Below are 20,571 nucleotides of genomic sequence, written 5' to 3'. Positions count from 1 at the left end.
TTGCAGGATGCCGCTATGAGCCAATCATTATTCGATCATAATACGAACCCTCAACTCCCTCATGAAGCACTGCTTGAATGGGCTGAGAAAAAACCAAATGCTATTTTTCTTCGTCAAATAAAAGAGCGACACTTTGTTGACTACACTTTCTCAGAAGTCGTAGATAAAGCGTTACGCTTAGTTACATCATTACAGCAGTTAGGTATACAACCAAAAGACAAAGTCGCGCTAATCTCTAAAAATTGTGCAGAATGGTTTATTACTGATTTAGCGTTAATGCTTGGTGATTTTGTCAGTGTTCCTATTTTTCCAACGGCAGGTCTTGATACGATAGAACATTGTCTAACTCACAGTGGAAGTAAGGCACTCATTGTAGGGAAACTCGACAATAATGAAGCGACAGCAGAAGCGATAAAAAATCTGCCTCAACTTTCTACTATTGCTTTTGATTATGATTCCGCAGCCTCGTGTCAGTATCAATTTGAACAATTAATCCAAAATAATCCACCTTCTGAATTTCGACCTGACCATAACGACAATACATTAATGTCTATTGTATATACCTCTGGTACATCAGGATTACCAAAAGGAGCAATGTTAACCTTTGGTGGCTTTAGTCGTTCGTCCAAGCATTTAGTTAATCATATTGGGATGCAACCTGATGATCGTTTATTTTCCTACTTACCTCTCGCTCATATTACAGAGCGTGTATACATCTTAGGTTCTGCATTTTTCGGAGGTATTCAAACGGCCTTTCCTGAATCCTTAGATACCTTTATAGATGATGTAAAAATGCACCGCCCTACTTTATTTATATCCGTCCCTCGATTATGGACAGTCTTCCAACAACGAATTCAAGATAAATTACCTCAGAAAAAACTCAATATATTACTCAAAATCCCATTTGTTAGCGGCTTAATTCAACGTAAGTTGGCGGATGGTTTAGGCTTAGATAAAGCTCGTGTTCTAGGTTGTGGCTCTGCACCTGTGTCCGCAGGACTATTAAAATGGTATGAAAGTATCGGTTTAAATATTACCGAAGCGTGGGGGATGACAGAAACCTTTGCTTATAGCACACTAAACCACCCTTATCGTTCAGATAAAGTGGGGACAGTAGGTTCTGCTGGACCCGGTGTTGAATTAAAAATAGCTGAAGATGAAGAAATATTAGTCCGAGGTGATGGTCTTTTTGCTGGTTACTATAAAAATGACGAAGCCACTGCTGAAAGTTTTAATAACGAAGGATGGTTATATACAGGGGATATTGGCTCTATAGACGCCGAAGGTTTCCTAACTATTCAAGGCCGTAAAAAAGACACATTTAAAACAGCAAAAGGGAAATTTGTTGCTCCTGTACCCATTGAGAAACGCATTTTTGACTTAAGTAATTTAGAAATGATGTGCCTTATTGGATCAGGTCTTCCTGGTCCTATCTTGCTCGCCGTTCCTCATTCGTACACTAATTTTGATCAAGCTCGCTATGAACGAACTGCACTTAAAAATCTAGAAACCATCAATAGCGGTTTAGAGTCTCATGAAAAGCTAAAAGGTATATTAATGATCAAAGACGCTTGGAGCATTGAGAATGGTATTTTAACGCCCACATTAAAAATAAAGCGTCATATTTTAGAGAAAAAATACCATGAATTTGCCTCTAAATGGCCAAAAGATAAAAAAGTAATCTGGGAATAAGTGATAAAAAATCACAAATAACATTAAATAAAACAGATCTAATCATAAAAAAGGCAGCAAGAGGCTATAACTAGCACCTTACTGCCTTTTTATCTTAAAAATAATTAAATAAACATACGATCCAATCACTTAGATAATAACAAATAAAAAAAAAGACCAAAAAAACCTTAATTTAAACAAATAAACCAATCTAATGTGAAATTGAGCATTAAAAGGCAATTTATAAGACACAATAAACAAAGCAACCGTTTGTTATGAAATAAAAATAATAAACAATAAGAAATAAAACCAACAAAAATCAAATACTTACAATAAAAGAAACGACTTATTCAAAACACATTCAACTTACAGTTATTGACATTATTGTTAATCCAATTAAACTCCCGTCCGTTTATCAAAATACTGACCAAAAAACATTCAGAAAAACGGAGTTTCACATGTCTCATGATAATGATTTCAGTTTAGGTCCTGTCCCTAAATCCGCAAGAAAAGGCGTTATTTCACTTACCTTAGTTATGCTTGGGCTCACCTTTTTCTCTGCCAGTATGTGGACAGGAGGATCACTTGGAACCGGTCTTTCTTTTGATGATTTCTTCCTCGCAGTCCTCATTGGTAATCTAATTCTCGGCATTTACACTTCATTTCTTGGCTATATCGGCGCTTCTACTGGTCTCTCAACTCACCTCCTTGCTCGCTTCTCTTTTGGCTCTAAAGGCTCTTGGATCCCCTCTTTACTTCTTGGTGGTACGCAAATCGGTTGGTTTGGCGTCGGTGTTGCAATGTTCGCTATCCCCGTCCACAAAGCGACAGGCATTGATACCAACGCATTAATCGTAATCTCAGGTCTATTAATGACGGTTACAGTTTATTTTGGTATCTCAGCGTTAATGGCTCTTTCTATGATAGCGGTACCTGCCATTGCAATTCTTGGTGGTTACTCCGTATTAACAGCCGTTGATAGCGTCGGTGGTATTACTGAGCTTCAAAACATTCAACCGACAGAACCAATGGATTTTTCCGTTGCTCTCGCTATGGTTGTTGGTTCATTCATTAGTGCAGGAACACTAACCGCTGATTTTGTTCGATTTGGTAAAAAACCGATGGGAGCAGTTGCTATCACCATGATTGCCTTCTTTATCGGTAACTCATTAATGTTCATCTTTGGTGCTGCTGGTGCAGCCGCTACTGGTCAATCTGATATTTCGGAAGTGATGATAGCTCAAGGCCTACTGATCCCAGCAATCATCGTTTTAGGTTTAAATATCTGGACGACTAACGATAATGCCCTTTATGCATCAGGCCTTGGCTTCTCAAATATCACAGGCTTACCAAGTAAGTATATTTCAATGCTTAATGGTTTAATTGGTACTGTTTGCGCATTATGGTTATATAATAACTTTGTTGGCTGGTTAACTTTCCTATCAATAGCTATCCCACCAATTGGAGGGGTTATCATCGCTGACTTCTTTATGAATCGTAAGCGTTACATGGATTTTGAAAACGCAAAATTTCAAACGATTAACTGGGCAGGTATAATCGCTGTTGCTATTGGTGTTGCCGCTGGTAATTTCCTACCTGGTGTTGTTCCTGTAAACGCCGTTTTTGGTGGCGCACTAAGTTATCTACTACTTAACCCTCTTTTAAACAAAGAAAAAGCATCTAAAACAGAAGCTGCATAGAAGAATTCTTATGACTAATTTATTAATTAAAAATGTGGCATTACGAGATCAAGAAGGTTTTTTTCAAATCTTGATCCAAGATGGTCAATTCAAAAAAATCGCTTCAAATGAAGAGGAACTTTCTTTTTCTGGTGACATTTTAGATGCCGAAGGTGGGTTAGCAAACGCTCCATTCTGTGAACCTCACGTTCATTTAGATACAACTCAAACTGCTGGTGAGCCAAGCTGGAATATCTCTGGCACTCTTTTTGAAGGCATTGAGCGTTGGTCTGAACGTAAAAAACTTCTAACTATTGAAGACGTTAAAAGCCGAGCAAAACAAACACTAAAATGGCAAATCGCGAATGGTATTCAACACGTTCGTACCCATGTAGATGTGTCTGACCCAACATTAATCGCACTAAAAGCAATGCTTGAAGTAAAAGAAGAGATGAAAGAGTGGGTTGATATCCAAATCGTCGCCTTTCCTCAAGAAGGCATTCTTTCTTACCCAAATGGTAAAGAGTTATTAGAAGAAGCAGTTCAGCTTGGTGCTGATGTTATTGGTGCAATTCCTCACTTTGAATTTACTCGTGAATATGGGGTTGAGTCATTACATTACGTTTTTGAACTAGCACAAAAATATGACCGCTTAATTGACGTCCATTGTGATGAAATTGATGATGAACAATCTCGCTTTATAGAAACCTTAGCTGCATTAGCTCATAAATTTAATATGGGTGAAAAGGTAACAGCGAGCCATACGACGGCAATGCACTCTTATAATGGGGCATATGCTTCTCGTTTATTCCGTCTATTAAAAATGTCAGGCATCAACTTTGTTGCTAATCCATTAGTAAACATTCATTTGCAAGGTCGTTTTGATGACTACCCTAAGCGTCGCGGTATTACCCGTGTGAAAGAGATGCTAGCAAGCGATATTAATGTATGCTTTGGTCATGATGATGTGTTTGACCCATGGTACCCACTAGGTACTGCGAATATGCTACAAGTACTGCATATGGGTCTGCATGTATGTCAAATCATGGGTTATGAACAAATTAACCAAGGTCTTGACCTAATTAGCTACAAATCAGCAAGAACTCTAAATATTCAAGATCGCTATGGGATTGAAGAAGGTAAGCCTGGTAACTTAATTATTTTACCGGCAGAAAATGGTTTTGACGCACTGCGTCGCCAAGTACCTGTGCGTTACTCTATTCGCCAAGGTAATGTTATTGCGGAAACACAGCCTGCACTAACAACGATTACTTTAGATAAGCCTGAAAAAGTTACCTTTAAACGCTAGTTGAAATTAGCTATTAAAATACAAATGGGAGCCTTTATGCTCCCATTTTTTATGAATATCTTTAAGGGTGAATGCTATACTTACCCTAATTCAAGAAAAATGGCGATATTATGACACAGCAAAATAACCCGCTTCATGGTTTAACCCTACAAGCAGTCCTAACAGAATTAGTTGAACACTACGGTTGGGAAGAATTAAGTCACATGGTTAACATTAATTGTTTTAAATCAGATCCAACAATTAAGTCGAGCTTAAAGTTTTTACGAAAAACAGAATGGGCACGAGTTAGAGTAGAGAATATCTATTTAAAACTTCAACGTCATAAAGAAAAAGCAGAAAAATTAAATTAATCTGAATAAATCGTAACTTAAATATTCAATCGATTAAAAACAAAAAGCCCCGCAAGTAAACTTGCGGGGCTTTTTTAATTAAAGAGCGTTAGCCAGAATTACTTCTTAGCGTTAGCTTCTTTAACATCAGCAATTACTTTCTCAGCAACGTTCATTGGACAAGGTGCGTAGTGTGAGAACTCCATAGAGAACTGACCACGACCAGAAGTCATTGTACGTAGAGAGCCGATGTAACCAAACATTTCTGAAAGAGGGATGTCAGCTTTAACACGAACACCAGTTACGCCAGCCATTTGGTCTTTGATCATGCCACGACGACGGTTAAGGTCACCGATTACATCACCAACATGGTCATCTGGAGTGAACACGTCTACAGCCATGATTGGTTCTAGAAGTTGAGCACCAGCTTTAGGCATAGATTGACGGAATGCACCTTTCGCTGCGATTTCAAATGCTACTGCAGATGAATCGACTGCGTGGAAGCCACCGTCAAGAAGTTCGATTTCAACATCAAGAACAGGGAAACCAGCAAGAACACCAGTATCCATCATGCCTTTGAAGCCTTTCTCGATTGCAGGCCAGAATTCTTTAGGAACGTTACCGCCCACAACAGAAGACTTAAACGCAAAACCTGAACCAACTTCGCCTGGTTTCATGATGTAGTCGATCTTACCGAACTGACCAGAACCACCAGATTGTTTCTTATGCGTGTAGCTATCTTCAACAAGTTGAGTAATAGTTTCACGGTAAGCAACTTGAGGCTGACCAACAGAAAGGTCTACACCGTATGTACGACGAAGGATATCAACTTTAATGTCTAGGTGAAGTTCACCCATACCTTTAAGGATTGTTTCGCCAGTTTCTTCGTCAGTTTCAACTTGGAAAGATGGATCTTCTGCAACCATTTTACCGATAGCAATACCCATTTTCTCAGTGCTGCCTTTATCTTTAGGCGTTACTGCGATTGAGATTACTGGTACAGGGAAAACCATTGGCTCAAGTGTTACTGCATGCTTAGGATCACAAAGAGTGTGACCAGTTTGCACGTTTTTCATACCTACGATAGCGATGATGTCACCAGCTTGTGCGTAAGTTAATTCATTACGGTCATTCGCTTGCATCTCAACCATACGGCCAACACGCTCAGTTTTACCTGTGAATGAGTTAAGAATTGTGTCGCCTTTGTTCAATTTACCAGAGTAAATACGAACGAAAGTTAGGGCACCAAAACGGTCATCCATGATTTTGAATGCTAGCGCTTTGAATGTTTCATCAACAGAAACAATAGCGTGCTCGCCATTTTCTTCGCCGTTCTCATCCATTAGAGGTTGAGGATCAACTTCAGTTGGAGAAGGTAGGTAATCAACAACAGCATCAAGGATTAGTTGCATACCTTTGTTCTTAAACGCAGAACCACAGTAAGCTGGGAAGAAATCCATTGTGCGAGTACCCTTACGGATACACATTTTTAGTTGCTCAATAGTTGGCTCTTCGCCTTCCATGTATGCTTCCATTAGGTCGTCGTCTTGCTCTACAGCAGTCTCAACTAGCATCTCACGGTATTCTTCTACTTGATCAACCATATCCGCTGGGATATCAGTGATTTCGTAGTTTTCAGGAAGACCAGTGTCATCCCAAACGAAAGCTTGACGAGTTAGAAGGTCAACAACACCAACGAAATCTTCTTCGATACCGATTGGTAAAACCATAACTAGTGGGTTAGCACCTAGCACGTCTTCAGTTTGCTTAACAACACGGAAGAAGTCAGCGCCCATACGGTCTAGTTTGTTAACGAAGATGATACGTGCAACTTCTGATTCGTTCGCGTAACGCCAGTTAGTTTCTGATTGAGGTTCAACACCACCAGAACCACAGAATACACCGATACCACCGTCAAGTACTTTAAGAGAACGGTAAACTTCAACTGTGAAGTCAACGTGTCCAGGAGTATCGATAACGTTAAAACGGTGATCTTTCCAGAAACAACTTACAGCTGCTGACTGGATAGTAATTCCGCGCTCAGCTTCCTGTTCCATGAAGTCAGTAGTAGATTCGCCATCATGTACTTCACCAGTTTTGTGGATCTGACCAGTAAGTTTTAGGATACGTTCAGTTGTGGTAGTTTTACCCGCATCAACGTGCGCGAAAATACCAATATTTCTGTATTTAGATAAATCAGTCATTGTTTTACTCTATTAATAGGATAGAAAATGCGCGCAGAGTATAACATAAACTGCCAATTGGTATATGCTTTGTTCTATTTTTGGATAGAATTTAGCCCAATTAGCCCCTGCTTACTTTCTGCTATGGCAAATTATAGACGAATTTACACAATTTCAAATACAAAGAATAGTGAAAATTCATAATTATTATTTATTATAACTCATCAAAGGCATCAATTGCCTCTGATAATTTTTTTACACCATGAATTTGCATACCTTCAATGCCTCCTTTAGGCATGTTAGCAGCAGGGACAATGGCACGTTTAAATCCATGTTTATACGCTTCCATAAGGCGCTCTTGACCACTAGGTACTGGACGAATCTCACCAGCAAGGCCTACCTCACCAAAAACAACCACATCTTTTGGCAATGGGCGATCTTTAAAGCTCGATAGTAACGCCATTATTAATGCTAAGTCAGCGCTGGTTTCAGATACCTTTACACCACCAACAACGTTCACAAATACATCTTGATCCGCCATTTGTAACCCACCATGCTTATGCAGCACAGCCAATAACATTGATAATCGATTTTGATCTAAACCTACCGATACTCGTCGAGGATTTGATAATTGCGAATAATCAACTAATGCTTGGATCTCAACAAGTAAAGGGCGAGTACCTTCCCAGATAACCATCACAGAACTGCCTGACGTTTCCTCTTCACCACGAGATAAAAAAATAGCCGAAGGATTACTGACTTCTTTAAGTCCCTGCCCTGTCATTGCAAAAACCCCGAGTTCATTGACTGCACCAAAACGGTTTTTATGACTACGTAACGTCCTAAATCGACTGTCGGCACTGCCATCAAGTAATACTGAACAATCGACAATGTGCTCTAATACTTTGGGCCCCGCTAGAGTTCCATCTTTTGTTACGTGCCCAACAAGGAAAATAGAGACATTATTCTGTTTAGCATAACGAGTTAAGATTGTTGCAGACTCTCTCACTTGAGACACACTGCCTGGGGATGATTGGACATCATCAACATGCATTACTTGAATCGAATCAATAACCATTATTTTAGGTTTTTCTTTGTCCGCAATTTGACAAATTTTATCGATACTCGTCTCTGATAACATTTTCAAATTATCTCTTGGTAAACCAAGACGTGATGCACGCATGGCAACTTGTTGCAATGACTCTTCACCCGTGACATATAACGTTGACATATCAGCCGCTAGTCGACACATGGTTTGCAATAATAATGTTGATTTACCAGCCCCCGGATTACCACCAATCAAAATGGCCGCGCCAGGTACAATTCCACCGCCTAAAACACGGTCAAACTCTTTAAAGCTGCTACTGAAGCGAGGAACATCAGTTAGATCGATACTCGATAGTGCTTGAACTTCCGATGCAGAAGAAGAACCAGCATAACCAATCAAACGTTCATTTCGAGCGACTTGTGGAGAAGCGGCTAATCTTACCTCTGTTATCGTATTCCACGCCCCACAAGCACTACACTGTCCTTGCCAACGAGGAAAGTCTGCTCCACAATCATTACAAACGTAGGCTCGTTTTGCTTTTGCCATATATCACCGACATAAATATTATTAAAGTGATGGGTATTACTATTTAACTCATAATGTTAAATATTTTAGCAATTCTGCCGATAAACCCATTAGATTGTTATTACTGTACCAGAAATCATGCAGCAAGAAGAATATCAAAACTACGTAGATCAACTTATCCCAGTCTTTGGCGAACCTGATTTTGAATTGGTTTGCAGCCAAGTCATGGCACATGAACACCCCTCAGTTCATTTAATCGTAAAGATTGAATTGAAGCGCATCATGGCGCCTTGCAAAAAGAACATTGACTTACGTGGTCGAGTTAAAGGGATATGCCATCAATACGAATTAAATGGTTACACTCATTGGCTAGATGATGTTGCCATAAATACCTACCATAAAACCATCGAGCGTTACGGTAGCTACACTGAAGGTGTATGGGCCGCACTAACCAATACAAGAAATAACTTTCGTGTTCTACATAAAAACAAAGAACTTATTGCTGCTGTTGATGAAAACAATGACACCAACCTATTTAAAGCAAGATTAGTTCGCTTTGGCCACTATTTAACTCGTAGCGAAAATCGTTTACGTATGTCCACTCAAGTCTCCGTTTTATTACCCAACGGTAACCATATTCATGGCACAAGTAGTGATCTATCCTCTTCTGGTGCTCGCATTAAAGTACCCACCGCGTTTGAGTATGGTTTAGGGCAAATTATCCAGGTAAGTTTCCCTTGCCTTGCTAAAGATACTGGCATAAAAGACCTTAATGGCGACTTCCCTTATCGTATTCTCGGCATTCACGACAGTAAAGAGAATGATAGCTATCGCTGGTTACGTTTAAAGATGGAAGCGAATCATGATGTCATCGCCGCAGCCATTGATGAAAAATTAAATAAAAACAAACGCAGAACTCAACATGATCAAAAAGATCAAATCGTAAGAGCTCGCACTCAAGGCTATGAACATTGCTTCTTAAAACATACCACAAATATCCCATTATTCTTTTCTGGTGAAAACCTAAAGTACGCTGTGATTACTGAGCACAATGAACCTCTTTGGAAGCATTGGCATGATGAGAAAAATCAACCCGTCATTAATCATCTTTTTAAAAAAGAACGGATGCAGTTTTTAACTAAACCAGGACTAAAAGTCAGTCGCACGCATTTTTATAGTTTTAAGCACGATCATGAAGATAGAGAGCTTTTCTATTCAATGATGTCATCAGAAGCCACTCAAAAAGAACGTCAGTTGTTTTGGCACATTGGTGCAAAAAGAAAAAGTTGGAAAGTGATCCGTCTTTCACTATTTGAATTAGAAAAAGCGGATAAAGAAAGATTGTTAACCGTGGCCCCTGAAATGGAAGAAGTATTGTCCACGTTGACACACATGGGAATTTTAACGGAAATCAATCTCCCAGAAACACAAAAAGATTACCTATTAACGGATAAGCCAAGCCTTGAGCCAAAAGCCCTAAACCCATATCGCCACCCTGTGACGCCACTTTGTCAGGCACATGCATTATATTTTGATTCAGCCCCGCGCCGAGCAGAGCCAAGATTCAATTATCAAACATTAATTACGTTATCTCACCCTAGCTTAGGGGAAATAACAGGAAGAACACTGGATATTTCAACTAATGGTTTATCTATTCGTTTAGATAAACCGGCACTATTAACTAAAAAATCAGACGTAAAAATAACGTTCAATGATTTACAAAATCTAGACAAGAACACCCCATTAAGTCGCATTGGTTATCACGTATTAAAAGTGGCATCAGATGGCCTTAATATCCAACTACATATTGAAGACAATTTACAAACACAAAAGAGTAAGGCGTTCTTAGGTCGTTTAATCCAACATAATATTGAGCGATTACCAATGGATTATGAGCAACTTCCATCAATGGATATGCTTAGAATAATGCATCAATTATTGTTAACTAAGCTGACTACAACCCCATTTTTTATCGAACGAGATAATCACAAAATTAAAACTCGATGTATTGGTGTTAATTTCCCGCTCAATAGATTGAATAAAATTTGGCAGCACTTAGGCGATGAACAAAGCTTAAATCTTGAACCTATTTTTAAATCAAGAGTGCAAAAATTACTGATTGATCCATTAAAAACACCTGCAAACCAACGATCTCACCACCATGAGATTTATCTTGCAGTCATAATTAAAGAAGGGGAAATAAAATCAGTATTCACACGCATGCTACAAGAGTTTTCATCTTATAATGACCGTTTAATCTTCATAAAAAAAGCGAAAGAACACGGTGAATTTTTAGCGATAAGGGTCACAACAACTGCAGTTAAAAATCCATTATCGACGACATCTGAAATAGAATTAAGTCAATTAGCTCAATATGCGATCCACTACGCTAGGGCCTTGGAAGATGAACTTTCAAGCATTGTGGGTTGTGGAGAAATAGCAGATATCACAGATGAAGTGCTTATACGCTTAGAGCTAGGGTAAGTAAACGTTGGTTCATTTTTAATAAAGTTAATTAGTATCTGTCCGATCAAACAAGGTGAATAATATTCAACCAAATTGCGTCCATTTAATGACGTAGCCTATGACATGAATGTACATTTTATTCAGACTCCATTCAGAATGAAATGTAATTAACAAATTTAAAAGGATATATAAAAAAGGGTTCACTAGCAGTGAACCCTTTTTCTTTTATATTAAGTCTTACTTTACCAACTCAGTTTCTTATTAAGTAGAAGAGACGCAGATAGAATACAGGCAACCCCTCCTAAATCAGCATGACGAATGGCTGCTTGAGCTTGTTGCTGAACCTTAGGCTTCGCATGATAGGCAATACCTAACCCTGCGGCCTCCATCATAACCAGATCATTAGCCCCATCACCAACGGCGACGGTATTACTAATTTCAATATCGTATTTATCGGCTAATTCAATCAATATATCAGCTTTGGTCTCTGCACTTACGATATCACCAATAACGTTACCGGTAAGCTTTCCATCAATAATTTCAAGTTGATTTGATTGAGAATGAATTAGGTTCAATTCATCTTTTAGATAATCTGAGAAATAAGTAAAACCACCTGAAGCGATCGCTGGTTTCCAACCATACTTATGCATGGTTGCAACTAACTCTTTAATTTCAGGCATAAAAGGAAGGTCTGACTTTACTTTAGCCAGTATAGATTCATCAGCTCCTGCTAATGTTCCTACCCGCTTGATTAAACTCTCTTTAAAATCAAGTTCACCTTGCATTGCTCGCTCTGTCACTTCTGAAACTTGTTTTCCCACACCTGCAAGTTTTGCGATTTCATCAATACATTCAATTTCTATTGCCGTAGAGTCCATATCAAATAAGATAACACCCGGTTTTGATAAATCAGGGATATCTTTTACTTCCGCATAATCAAGTTCTAAAGCATCTAGTATTGTTTTGTGCTCAGGCGTTATGGTGCCTGCTATGGCTGCGACTTCGTAATGACCCACTTTCCACGTAGCTATAATTTTTGAATTATCACCCACAAAGAAGTCGATATCTTGAAAATGTTCTGGGGATAAATGGTATCCATATACTATCCAACCTATCTGCTTAATATCAAGTTGGCTTATTTCTAGCGTCGATGAAAAACGCGTTAACAGAGGTATGTTTTTCTTAATTAAAAATGGGGCTATCTTATCCATGATTCGTATCCTTACTAATCCTTTATCAAAAATACCGATTGCTAAGCAGATGAGCAAGAGTCAAACGACATAAACTGCTATTTTTCTTTAATTTGGGTATAATTCCGACATTCTAATTTCTCTGGTGCTAATAATGCTGTCTCAAAATTTTGTCTTTAAAGGTCTGATGCTGCTTTCTCTTATGGCCTTCAGTTACTTTATTTTAATCAACAGTACCGTGATCAGTGACAGCAACCAAGTCATTCAAAATAAACAACTACAAGACTTGAGCCGGACAATGACTCGCCAAGCCGCCCTTTTCTCTGTCGATAATATTAAACAAGATAATCATGAAGGACTGTTATTACTTACGAATAACTTAGCTAAAGAATCATTAGTTTTTGATGCGACTATTTATGATGCTGAAGGTGGGATTTTAGCCAAAAGTGATAATGCACTTACGGCATCTCAAATTACAGGATTAAATACACCACTGTCAATTGATGGGATCGGAAGACAGCAGTTAATAGAACCCATTGTTAAAAATGGTCATTTATTAGGTTTTTTAAGAATTACGTTTGAGAAATCAACACTAACTGGATTTGCGAATCACCATTACCGTAAGAGTGATCGCTTAATGTTTAGTATGCTAGCCATAAGCCTTATTTCTGGTATGTTAATTATGGCTCTACTCCGAAAGCGAAAAAACTCTAGTGAACCTATCACTACCTTATTCGGTGGGAAATCATAAAAAAGAAAGGCGATGAAGTTACCCTCATCGCCTTTTTTATGTCTACACGTTTTCTTTAGCGGTATTATTTGTCGCCAAGCAATACTGAATCTAGTGCAATTAGCATCATTTCATCAAACGTCGTTGCACGCTCATCTGATGTTGTTTGCTCACCGGTCTTAATGTGATCCGATACTGTACAAATTGCTAATGCTTTTGCACCGTATTCAGCAGCCACACCGTACATGCCTGCGGCTTCCATCTCTACGCCTACAATGCCGTATTTATCCATTAGATCAAACATGCTTGGATCTGGTGTGTAGAACAACTCAGCAGAGAAAAGGTTACCTACTTTTACATCGATACCACGTGCTTGAGCTGCTAACTCTGCGTTACGAACCATTTCATAATCAGCAATCGCTGCAAAGTCATGATCTTTAAAACGGATGCGGTTCACTTTTGAATCAGTACATGCGCCCATACCGATAACAACATCACGCAGTTTTATCCCATCGTTTACGGCACCACAGCTGCCTACACGGATCACTTTTTTTACGCCAAAATCTTTAACTAATTCAGTCATGTAAATAGAGCACGATGGGATCCCCATACCATGCCCCATAACCGAAATCTTACGACCTTTATAGGTTCCAGTGTAGCCAAACATATTACGAACGTCACACACTTGAACTACATCATCAAGAAAAGTCTCTGCAATGTATTTCGCACGGATTGGGTCTCCTGGCATTAGAACAACGTCAGCAAAATCACCCATTTCAGCATTAATATGTGGAGTAGCCATAATTTGTATTCCTTTCTTTAACTTTTAAATAGAAAAAAAGCAGTAGAGCTAACTCTACTGCTTATTATTTTTTACAGAAATGATTTTCCATATTCCATATCAGAGGTTTCAAAATACTCTGCTAAAGTTTGACCAATATCGGCAAACGTATCACGGCGTCCTAATGAACCCGCAGGAACCTTGTGACCATAAACAATAACAGGGATATGTTCACGTGTATGATCAGAACCAGGCCATGTTGGATCACAACCGTGATCTGCCGTTAGAATAAGAATGTCATCTTCTTTTAGCATGTTCATGATCTCTGGAAGACGACCATCAAAATATTCAAGCGCAGCAGCATAACCAGCAACGTCACGACGATGGCCATACGCTGAATCGAAATCGACAAAGTTAGTAAATACGATGGTGTTATCACCCGCCGTTTCGATAGCGTCTTTCGTCGCATCAAATAGCGCAGGAATGCCTGTTGCTTTGGTTTTTTTAGTAATACCACAGCCAGCATAAATATCAGAGATCTTGCCAATTGAATGAACTTGACCGTTTTTCTCTTCAACTAATTTTTGCAGAACCGTTATTGCTGGTGGCTCTAGTGATAAATCACGACGATTACCTGTACGCTCAAATTTACCTTTGCCTTCACCAACAAATGGACGCGCAATGACACGGCCAATGTTGTAATCAGCAAGTTCTTCACGAGCAATCTGACAAAGCGTTAGCAAATTATCTAAACCAAATGTCTCTTCATGACAGGCAATTTGGAATACTGAATCAGCAGAGGTATAAAAAATAGGCATGCCTGTTTTCATGTGCTCTTCACCCAAATCATCAAGTACTTGAGTTCCTGATGCATGGCAGTTACCTAGGTAACCAGAAATATTTGCACGCGCAAGAATGCGATCAGTCAGCTCTTTAGGGAAGCTGTTTGTTTTATCAGAAAAGTAACCCCAATCAAACAACACTGGAACACCGGCGATTTCCCAGTGACCTGAAGGCGTATCTTTACCTGAAGACAATTCAGCCGCATGACCGTAAGCACCAATGATCTCTGCGTTCGCGTCTAAACCAGCGGCAAATTGACCTGTTGATTCTTTACCCGCCATCGCTAAACCAAGTTTAGAAAGGTTTGGAAGAGTTAAAGGTCCTTTTCGGTTGCTGTTGTCAGCTAGCCCTTTATCACACTGCTCAGCAATATGACCCATGGTGTCTGAACCGACATCGCCAAATTTTTCAGCGTCGCCTGCGGCACCGATACCAAATGAATCTAGTACTAAAATTATTGCACGTTTCATGTTTTCTTCCTTACACATCTTCAGGGCGAATTTTGCGATAAACTTCCGGAGTCATTTCTGGTTGTTCATCACTAATCACGATTGCTGCTTTTACAGCATCCGCGGCTTGCTGCCATTGTTCTTCATTACGCGCGTGGATCATCGCTAATGGTTGTTCTGTATCTGCAGTTTGACCAAGACGGATCATATCACTTAAACCAACCGCATAATCAATAGTATCGGTTGCAACACGACGGCCACCGCCCATACCAACCACTGCCATACCCAAATCACGAGTATCCATCGCATTAACAAAACCGGCTTTATCTGCAAATACAGGTTTAATAATTTGTGCACTTTCTAAGTGGTTGTCATAATTTTCAATAATGTCACTTGGACCGCCAAGACCAAAGACCATTTTACCAAAACATTCTGCTGCTTTACCATTATCTAATACAGTTTGTAGCTTAATTCGTGCTTCTTTTTCATCTTTTGCTAAATTAGCAATCACTAGCATTTCAGAACACAACGCCATTGTTACTTCGTATAAGCGAGGGTTGCGGTATTCACCTGTTAAGAAACGAATCGCTTCACGCACTTCTAATGCGTTACCTGCAGTTGATGCCAATACTTGGTTCATATCAGTAAGCAATGCGGTTGTCTTGGTACCTGCACCATTTGCAACTGCTACGATAGATTTTGCTAACTCTTCAGACGCTTCGTAAGTTGGCATGAATGCACCAGAACCCACTTTAACATCCATCACTAACGAATCTAAACCTGCCGCTAATTTCTTAGATAAGATAGAGGCCGTGATCAATGAAATATTATCAACCGTTGCTGTTACATCACGAGTCGCATACACACGTTTATCAGCCGGTGCTAAATCACCTGTTTGACCAATAATCGCCACACCGGCTTCTTTGGTTACTTTTCCAAAAATCTCATTGCTTGGCATAATGTTGTAACCAGCTATAGATTCTAGTTTATCCAGTGTACCGCCTGTATGGCCTAAACCACGACCAGAGATCATTGGAACATAACCACCACACGCTGCCACCATAGGACCAAGCATTAATGAAGTCACATCACCAACGCCACCTGTTGAATGTTTATCAACAATAGGTCCGTCAAAGTTCATGTGGCTCCAATCAATCACCATGCCTGAATCACGCATTGCACACGTTAATGCGATACGTTCTGGCATTGTCATTTCATTAAAATAAACCGCCATTGCAAAAGCTGCAATTTGACCTTCAGATACGGTATTCTTTGCAACTCCTTGAATAAAGAAGTTAATTTCTTCTGTTGTTAGTACTTTATTGTCACGCTTTCTGCGAATAATCTCTTGTGGTAGATACATTAGTGCCTCCCCAATCTTGGTTGGGTAATTTATATAAGTAGGGTTGAGGTAGGTGAGACGGTAATGCCTCACCTAAGTCGATTTATTTTTTAGCTATAAATCAAGTAACGAGAAACTAGTAAGCTGATGGGTCAGCTGTTTCTTCTGTTACTTCTAATGTATTTAAAAGATTAGTTAGTAAGCTTGATGCACCAAAGCGGTAGTGCATGTTATCAGCCCAATCGCCACCTAAAATATCATCAGCCATTGCTAGGTATGCTTGTGCATCTTCAGCAGTACGAACGCCGCCAGCAGGCTTAAAGCCAACTGTTTTAGCTACGCCCATATCACGAATTACTTCTAGCATCATGCGTGCGTATTCTGGTGTTGCGTTAACTGGCACTTTACCAGTAGAGGTTTTAATAAAGTCAGCGCCAGCTTCAATACAGATTTGAGACGCTTTCTTAATAAGAGCTTCTTCTTTTAACTCACCAGTTTCAATAATAACTTTAAGCAGAATGTCGCCACACGCTTCTTTACATTGCTTAACCAGTTCAAAACCTACGGTTTCGTCACCAGCAATCAATGCACGGTATGGGAATACCACATCAACTTCATCAGCGCCGTAAGCGACAGCTGCTTTAGTTTCTGCAACAGCGATAGCAATATCGTCGTTACCATGTGGGAAGTTAGTTACTGTTGCAATGCGTACTTCTGGTGTGCCTTGCTCGCGCAGCGTTTTCTTAGCGATAGGAACGAAACGTGGGTAAATACAAACTGCTGCTGTATTACCTACTGCTGTTTTCGCGTTCTTACATAACGCAATCACAACTTCATCTGTGTCGTTATCGTTAAGAGTCGTTAAATCCATTAATTTTAATGCACGTAGTGCCGCTGCTTTTAAATCGCTCATTGTTATCTCCAAAATAGAATAAATTCTTTGATAGTTTTGCTGTTCATGTATTAAGTTCAACAGCAAATGAGCGGACTTGATTCCCTGAAGACTTGAGTGAAATTACACCCAATCAATATCCATTTTGCCGCCAGTACTTACTTCATACGATGAAAAAGTACCGCTATTCTGTTTGCCTCATATTTCATTATGAGACACCGTTGAAACATGCTTTATTTTACCAACACTTCTTCTGAGGCACTAGTGAAACCATGTTTCCATATAAAGACACTGGGATTATGAAAAGAAACGTTCAATAATCCATTGATAACCCACGGCTCCAAGATAAACACCGACGATCCCCATAACACCAGATAATACTGGAGGTGCTGGAATTGGTAATTTAATTGCTGAAAAAACAACACCAACAATCAAACCAGCTAAGACTGATAACAAAACTTCATTCAACATAATTCACTCTCAAGTTACTTATCGTGTATACATTAAATGTAGTTTAATTTTCAAAACCTAGTTGCCTTTCTCTTTGCTATGATTCGTATTGTATCAAGATTAATTCATCTCACTGTTTCTATCTGGTAACGCAATCGGTTTGCATCTCACTCTTTTTACATAAAAAATGGAAATAATTATTTATTCATCAAAACGTTATCTTTCTATAGACATAAAAAAACCCGCAATAAATGCGGGTTTTTTTAGCGTCTAATTTACTCTATAACGATTATAGAGATAAGAATAGACCTGCGATTGTTGCTGACATTAAGTTAGATAATGTACCAGCAGCAACGGCTTTCATACCCATCTTAGCGATGTCATGACGACGTTCAGGAGCAAGGCTACCTAAACCACCAAGTAGTATTGCTACAGAAGAAAGGTTAGCAAAACCACATAGTGCGAATGAAATGATTGCTTTCGTTTTATCAGAAAGAACAACTTCAGCGCCTTCAGCTAGGTATGGTGCAAAGTTTAAGTAAGCAACGAATTCGTTAACTACTAATTTTTGACCCAAGAAAGAACCTGCAATTGTCGCTTCTTCCCACGGCACACCGATTAGGAAAGCAACTGGAGCGAATACGTAACCAAGAATAAGCTCTAGCGTAATTTCTGGCATACCGAACCAACCACCAACACCACCTAAGATACCGTTGATTAGTGCGATTAGACCGATGAAAGCAAGAAGCATTGCACCTACGTTTAACGCAAGTTGCATACCTGTTGCAGCACCTGCAGCAGCAGCATCGATTACGTTAGCTGGTTTGTCATCGCCTTTGTTATCAAGTGCGTCAAATTGGTCAACTGGAGTTTCTGTTTCTGGTTTAAGAATTTTAGCAAATAAAAGACCACCAGGAGCTGCCATGAATGAAGCTGCGATTAGGTATTCTAGAGGCACGCCCATAGACGCATAACCCGCAAGTACACCACCAGCAACAGAAGCTAGACCACCACACATAACAGCAAACAATTCTGATTGAGTCATTTTTGGAATGAATGGACGAACAACTAGAGGTGCTTCTGTTTGACCAACGAAAATATTCGCTGTAGCAGAAAGAGATTCCGCACGAGAAGTACCAAGTGCTTTTTGAAGAGCACCACCTAAGAAGTTAATCACAATTTGCATGATACCAAGGTAATAAAGTACCGCAGTTAATGATGCAAAGAATACGATTACAGGAAGTACGCGCAGTGCGAATACGAAACCGCCACCACCAAATACTTCAAACATTTTATTCGAGACTAAGCCACCGAATAAGAATTCGATACCAGTGTTACCATAGTTGATTACATTCGCAACCGCTTCAGATGCACCTAAAAGTACATCACGACCCACAGGTACGTATAGTATAAATGCACCTAGAATAAATTGAATGGCAAAAGCGCCACCGACAGTACGTAGATTGATTGCTTTGCGGTTATCAGATAGAAGTACTGCAAAAGCAAGCAGTGCTACAATCCCAACCAAGCTCATTAACAGGCTCATAGTTAAAAGTTTCCCTAAAATTGATTGTTGGCGTGTTTCAAATTAGCGGGGGCGATTATACTCACTGAACCACTAATAAAGTAATGCCGTTGTCACATATTCTGTCAACGTACATCATACATTCATTCATTAGTGTGATCTTTATCACTAAGGGGTATCTAAAGATTCATCAATTACATCTAAAGAAATGACTGGCAACTCAAATACCGAACAAATGATTAGTATTTCTATAAACAGCATTTGCAATCGTTTTCCTTGACTCTTTTCTCAACAAAATCAAACATTCTAGAATATGTCGTACTTTATCTGGCGAGTTAGGTACCCCCTGAAAACCAGATAATGGCATGTCAGGAGCGTCTGTTTCTAATAATAAACGATCTAAAGAAAGCTCAGAAATTGTGCGTTTTGTTTTAATCGCTCGCTCATAGCTAATCACACCACCGACACCAATATAGAAGCCCAAATTAATAAATTGATTCGCTTGTTGTAAGCTGCCACTAAACCCATGGATAACCCCGCCTTTCTCTGGTTTTATTTCTCGCAGTACTTTTAAAACATGATCGTGACTTTTTCGGCTGTGTACAATTAAGGGAAGTTGGTGGGTTTTGGCTAATAAGCATTGCTCTCGAAATACATGTATTTGGATATCGCGATTACATTCAGGATCCCAAAAATCTAACCCGCACTCTCCAATAGCAATACGAGCCTGAGCTTGAACTTTAAATTTGTCTTTCAGGCGTTCAATTTCATGTTCATAATCAGAAGATATAAATAACGGGTGAATACCCAGCGCATAATACACCCCTTCATTTCTCTCAGCGAGTTCGCTTACCTTGTCCCAATTTAATTGATTAACACTGGGCACAATAAACTTGGTTACACCACTCTCCTGGGCTTTATTAAGATAATACGTTTCACTTTCTGAAAAAGGAGAAAAATCTAAGTGACAATGGGTATCTATCAATTTAAATGACATCACTCTTCTTCTTTCTTATATGGCACACAACTGCGTTTATTTTCAGGTGTTAAACCAAGAGACAAGCACCATACATCATACTTTTTAATCCATTGTTTAATTATCTTCCACATTAAAGCTTCCCCTATCACGGATATATCGAATTTAATAATCAGAACAAGT

Annotated in this window: 16 protein-coding genes; 6 read left to right on the top strand and 10 right to left on the bottom strand. The window is 39.3% G+C overall.

Annotated features, from left to right (window positions below; genetic code table 11):
- The first annotated feature begins 15 nt into the window (after nucleotides 1–15).
- From A6E03_RS15285 to A6E03_RS15270, 4 genes are all read left to right on the top strand, one after another.
- Nucleotides 16–1,692, top strand: coding sequence for an AMP-binding protein (locus tag A6E03_RS15285; protein ID WP_065594314.1), 1,677 nt, complete (start codon nucleotides 16–18; stop codon nucleotides 1,690–1,692).
- A gap of 437 nt (nucleotides 1,693–2,129) precedes the next feature.
- Nucleotides 2,130–3,371 carry a cytosine permease gene (gene codB / locus A6E03_RS15280; RefSeq protein WP_065594313.1) on the top strand — a complete coding sequence of 414 codons (1,242 nt, stop codon included), beginning with the start codon at nucleotides 2,130–2,132 and terminating at the stop codon, nucleotides 3,369–3,371.
- A 10-nt stretch (nucleotides 3,372–3,381) separates the two neighbouring features.
- On the top strand, nucleotides 3,382–4,659 hold the full coding sequence (locus tag A6E03_RS15275; protein WP_065594312.1) for a cytosine deaminase: 1,278 nt from the start codon (nucleotides 3,382–3,384) through the stop codon (nucleotides 4,657–4,659).
- Between the two features lie 110 nt (nucleotides 4,660–4,769).
- Nucleotides 4,770–5,009 carry a VF530 family DNA-binding protein gene (locus A6E03_RS15270; protein WP_065594311.1) on the top strand — a complete coding sequence of 80 codons (240 nt, stop codon included), beginning with the start codon at nucleotides 4,770–4,772 and terminating at the stop codon, nucleotides 5,007–5,009.
- Between the two features lie 98 nt (nucleotides 5,010–5,107).
- On the opposite strand, the gene fusA is transcribed toward A6E03_RS15270, so the two are convergent.
- Both fusA and radA read right to left on the bottom strand, forming a co-directional pair.
- A complete protein-coding gene (fusA, locus tag A6E03_RS15265) occupies nucleotides 5,108–7,192 on the bottom strand; it encodes an elongation factor G (RefSeq protein WP_065594310.1) in 2,085 nt (694 codons plus the stop codon).
- A gap of 193 nt (nucleotides 7,193–7,385) precedes the next feature.
- Nucleotides 7,386–8,765 carry a DNA repair protein RadA gene (radA, locus tag A6E03_RS15260; protein ID WP_065594309.1) on the bottom strand — a complete coding sequence of 460 codons (1,380 nt, stop codon included), beginning with the start codon at nucleotides 8,763–8,765 and terminating at the stop codon, nucleotides 7,386–7,388.
- Nucleotides 8,766–8,882: 117 nt separating this feature from the next.
- Between radA and A6E03_RS15255 the strand changes: the two genes are divergently transcribed.
- Nucleotides 8,883–11,228: a PilZ domain-containing protein gene (locus A6E03_RS15255; RefSeq protein WP_065601203.1), complete on the top strand. Its 2,346-nt coding sequence runs from the start codon at nucleotides 8,883–8,885 to the stop codon at nucleotides 11,226–11,228.
- 224 nt (nucleotides 11,229–11,452) lie between these two features.
- Here the strand turns inward: A6E03_RS15255 and serB are convergent, their stop codons facing one another.
- A complete protein-coding gene (serB, locus tag A6E03_RS15250; RefSeq protein ID WP_065601202.1) occupies nucleotides 11,453–12,421 on the bottom strand; it encodes a phosphoserine phosphatase in 969 nt (322 codons plus the stop codon).
- Between the two features lie 133 nt (nucleotides 12,422–12,554).
- On the opposite strand from serB, the gene A6E03_RS15245 reads away from it, so the two are divergent.
- Nucleotides 12,555–13,151: a YtjB family periplasmic protein gene (locus A6E03_RS15245; RefSeq protein ID WP_065594306.1), complete on the top strand. Its 597-nt coding sequence runs from the start codon at nucleotides 12,555–12,557 to the stop codon at nucleotides 13,149–13,151.
- Nucleotides 13,152–13,215: 64 nt separating this feature from the next.
- Here A6E03_RS15245 and deoD read toward each other — a convergent pair whose 3' ends face one another.
- The 7 genes from deoD to A6E03_RS15210 all read right to left on the bottom strand — a co-directional run bounded on the left by deoD (nucleotide 13,216) and on the right by A6E03_RS15210 (nucleotide 20,409).
- Nucleotides 13,216–13,932, bottom strand: coding sequence for a purine-nucleoside phosphorylase (gene deoD / locus A6E03_RS15240; protein WP_065594305.1), 717 nt, complete (start codon nucleotides 13,930–13,932; stop codon nucleotides 13,216–13,218).
- Between the two features lie 71 nt (nucleotides 13,933–14,003).
- A complete protein-coding gene (gene deoB / locus A6E03_RS15235; RefSeq protein ID WP_065601201.1) occupies nucleotides 14,004–15,224 on the bottom strand; it encodes a phosphopentomutase in 1,221 nt (406 codons plus the stop codon).
- A gap of 10 nt (nucleotides 15,225–15,234) precedes the next feature.
- Nucleotides 15,235–16,566 carry a thymidine phosphorylase gene (deoA, locus tag A6E03_RS15230; protein ID WP_065594303.1) on the bottom strand — a complete coding sequence of 444 codons (1,332 nt, stop codon included), beginning with the start codon at nucleotides 16,564–16,566 and terminating at the stop codon, nucleotides 15,235–15,237.
- A 115-nt stretch (nucleotides 16,567–16,681) separates the two neighbouring features.
- Nucleotides 16,682–17,458: a deoxyribose-phosphate aldolase gene (deoC, locus tag A6E03_RS15225; protein WP_065601200.1), complete on the bottom strand. Its 777-nt coding sequence runs from the start codon at nucleotides 17,456–17,458 to the stop codon at nucleotides 16,682–16,684.
- 276 nt (nucleotides 17,459–17,734) lie between these two features.
- Nucleotides 17,735–17,905, bottom strand: coding sequence for a XapX domain-containing protein (locus tag A6E03_RS15220; protein WP_065594347.1), 171 nt, complete (start codon nucleotides 17,903–17,905; stop codon nucleotides 17,735–17,737).
- A gap of 271 nt (nucleotides 17,906–18,176) precedes the next feature.
- Complete coding sequence (locus tag A6E03_RS15215) at nucleotides 18,177–19,433, bottom strand: NupC/NupG family nucleoside CNT transporter (protein ID WP_065594301.1); 1,257 nt, start codon at nucleotides 19,431–19,433, stop codon at nucleotides 18,177–18,179.
- 199 nt (nucleotides 19,434–19,632) lie between these two features.
- The gene (locus A6E03_RS15210) at nucleotides 19,633–20,409 is read right to left on the bottom strand and encodes a TatD family hydrolase (protein ID WP_065601199.1); all 777 of its coding nucleotides are present in this window, start codon (nucleotides 20,407–20,409) and stop codon (nucleotides 19,633–19,635) included.
- Nucleotides 20,410–20,571 lie beyond the last annotated feature (162 nt).

This window comes from Aliivibrio sp. 1S128 (assembly GCF_001691065.1).
GTDB lineage: Bacteria > Pseudomonadota > Gammaproteobacteria > Enterobacterales > Vibrionaceae > Aliivibrio.
The sequence above is the reverse complement of the archived record's forward strand: the minus strand, read 5'-3'. Positions and strand labels throughout refer to the sequence as shown.

Coding starts and splice junctions, on each gene's coding strand:
- A6E03_RS15275 (WP_065594312.1), top strand. CDS start 3,382: ATGACTAATTTATTAATTAAAAATGTGGCATTACGAGATCAAGAAGGT.
- A6E03_RS15255 (WP_065601203.1), top strand. CDS start 8,883: ATGCAGCAAGAAGAATATCAAAACTACGTAGATCAACTTATCCCAGTC.
- A6E03_RS15285 (WP_065594314.1), top strand. CDS start 16: ATGAGCCAATCATTATTCGATCATAATACGAACCCTCAACTCCCTCAT.
- A6E03_RS15210 (WP_065601199.1), bottom strand. CDS start 20,409: ATGTCATTTAAATTGATAGATACCCATTGTCACTTAGATTTTTCTCCT.
- serB (WP_065601202.1), bottom strand. CDS start 12,421: ATGGATAAGATAGCCCCATTTTTAATTAAGAAAAACATACCTCTGTTA.
- radA (WP_065594309.1), bottom strand. CDS start 8,765: ATGGCAAAAGCAAAACGAGCCTACGTTTGTAATGATTGTGGAGCAGAC.
- deoD (WP_065594305.1), bottom strand. CDS start 13,932: ATGGCTACTCCACATATTAATGCTGAAATGGGTGATTTTGCTGACGTT.
- A6E03_RS15215 (WP_065594301.1), bottom strand. CDS start 19,433: ATGAGCCTGTTAATGAGCTTGGTTGGGATTGTAGCACTGCTTGCTTTT.
- deoC (WP_065601200.1), bottom strand. CDS start 17,458: ATGAGCGATTTAAAAGCAGCGGCACTACGTGCATTAAAATTAATGGAT.
- deoA (WP_065594303.1), bottom strand. CDS start 16,566: ATGTATCTACCACAAGAGATTATTCGCAGAAAGCGTGACAATAAAGTA.
- A6E03_RS15245 (WP_065594306.1), top strand. CDS start 12,555: ATGCTGTCTCAAAATTTTGTCTTTAAAGGTCTGATGCTGCTTTCTCTT.
- deoB (WP_065601201.1), bottom strand. CDS start 15,224: ATGAAACGTGCAATAATTTTAGTACTAGATTCATTTGGTATCGGTGCC.
- A6E03_RS15270 (WP_065594311.1), top strand. CDS start 4,770: ATGACACAGCAAAATAACCCGCTTCATGGTTTAACCCTACAAGCAGTC.
- fusA (WP_065594310.1), bottom strand. CDS start 7,192: ATGACTGATTTATCTAAATACAGAAATATTGGTATTTTCGCGCACGTT.
- codB (WP_065594313.1), top strand. CDS start 2,130: ATGTCTCATGATAATGATTTCAGTTTAGGTCCTGTCCCTAAATCCGCA.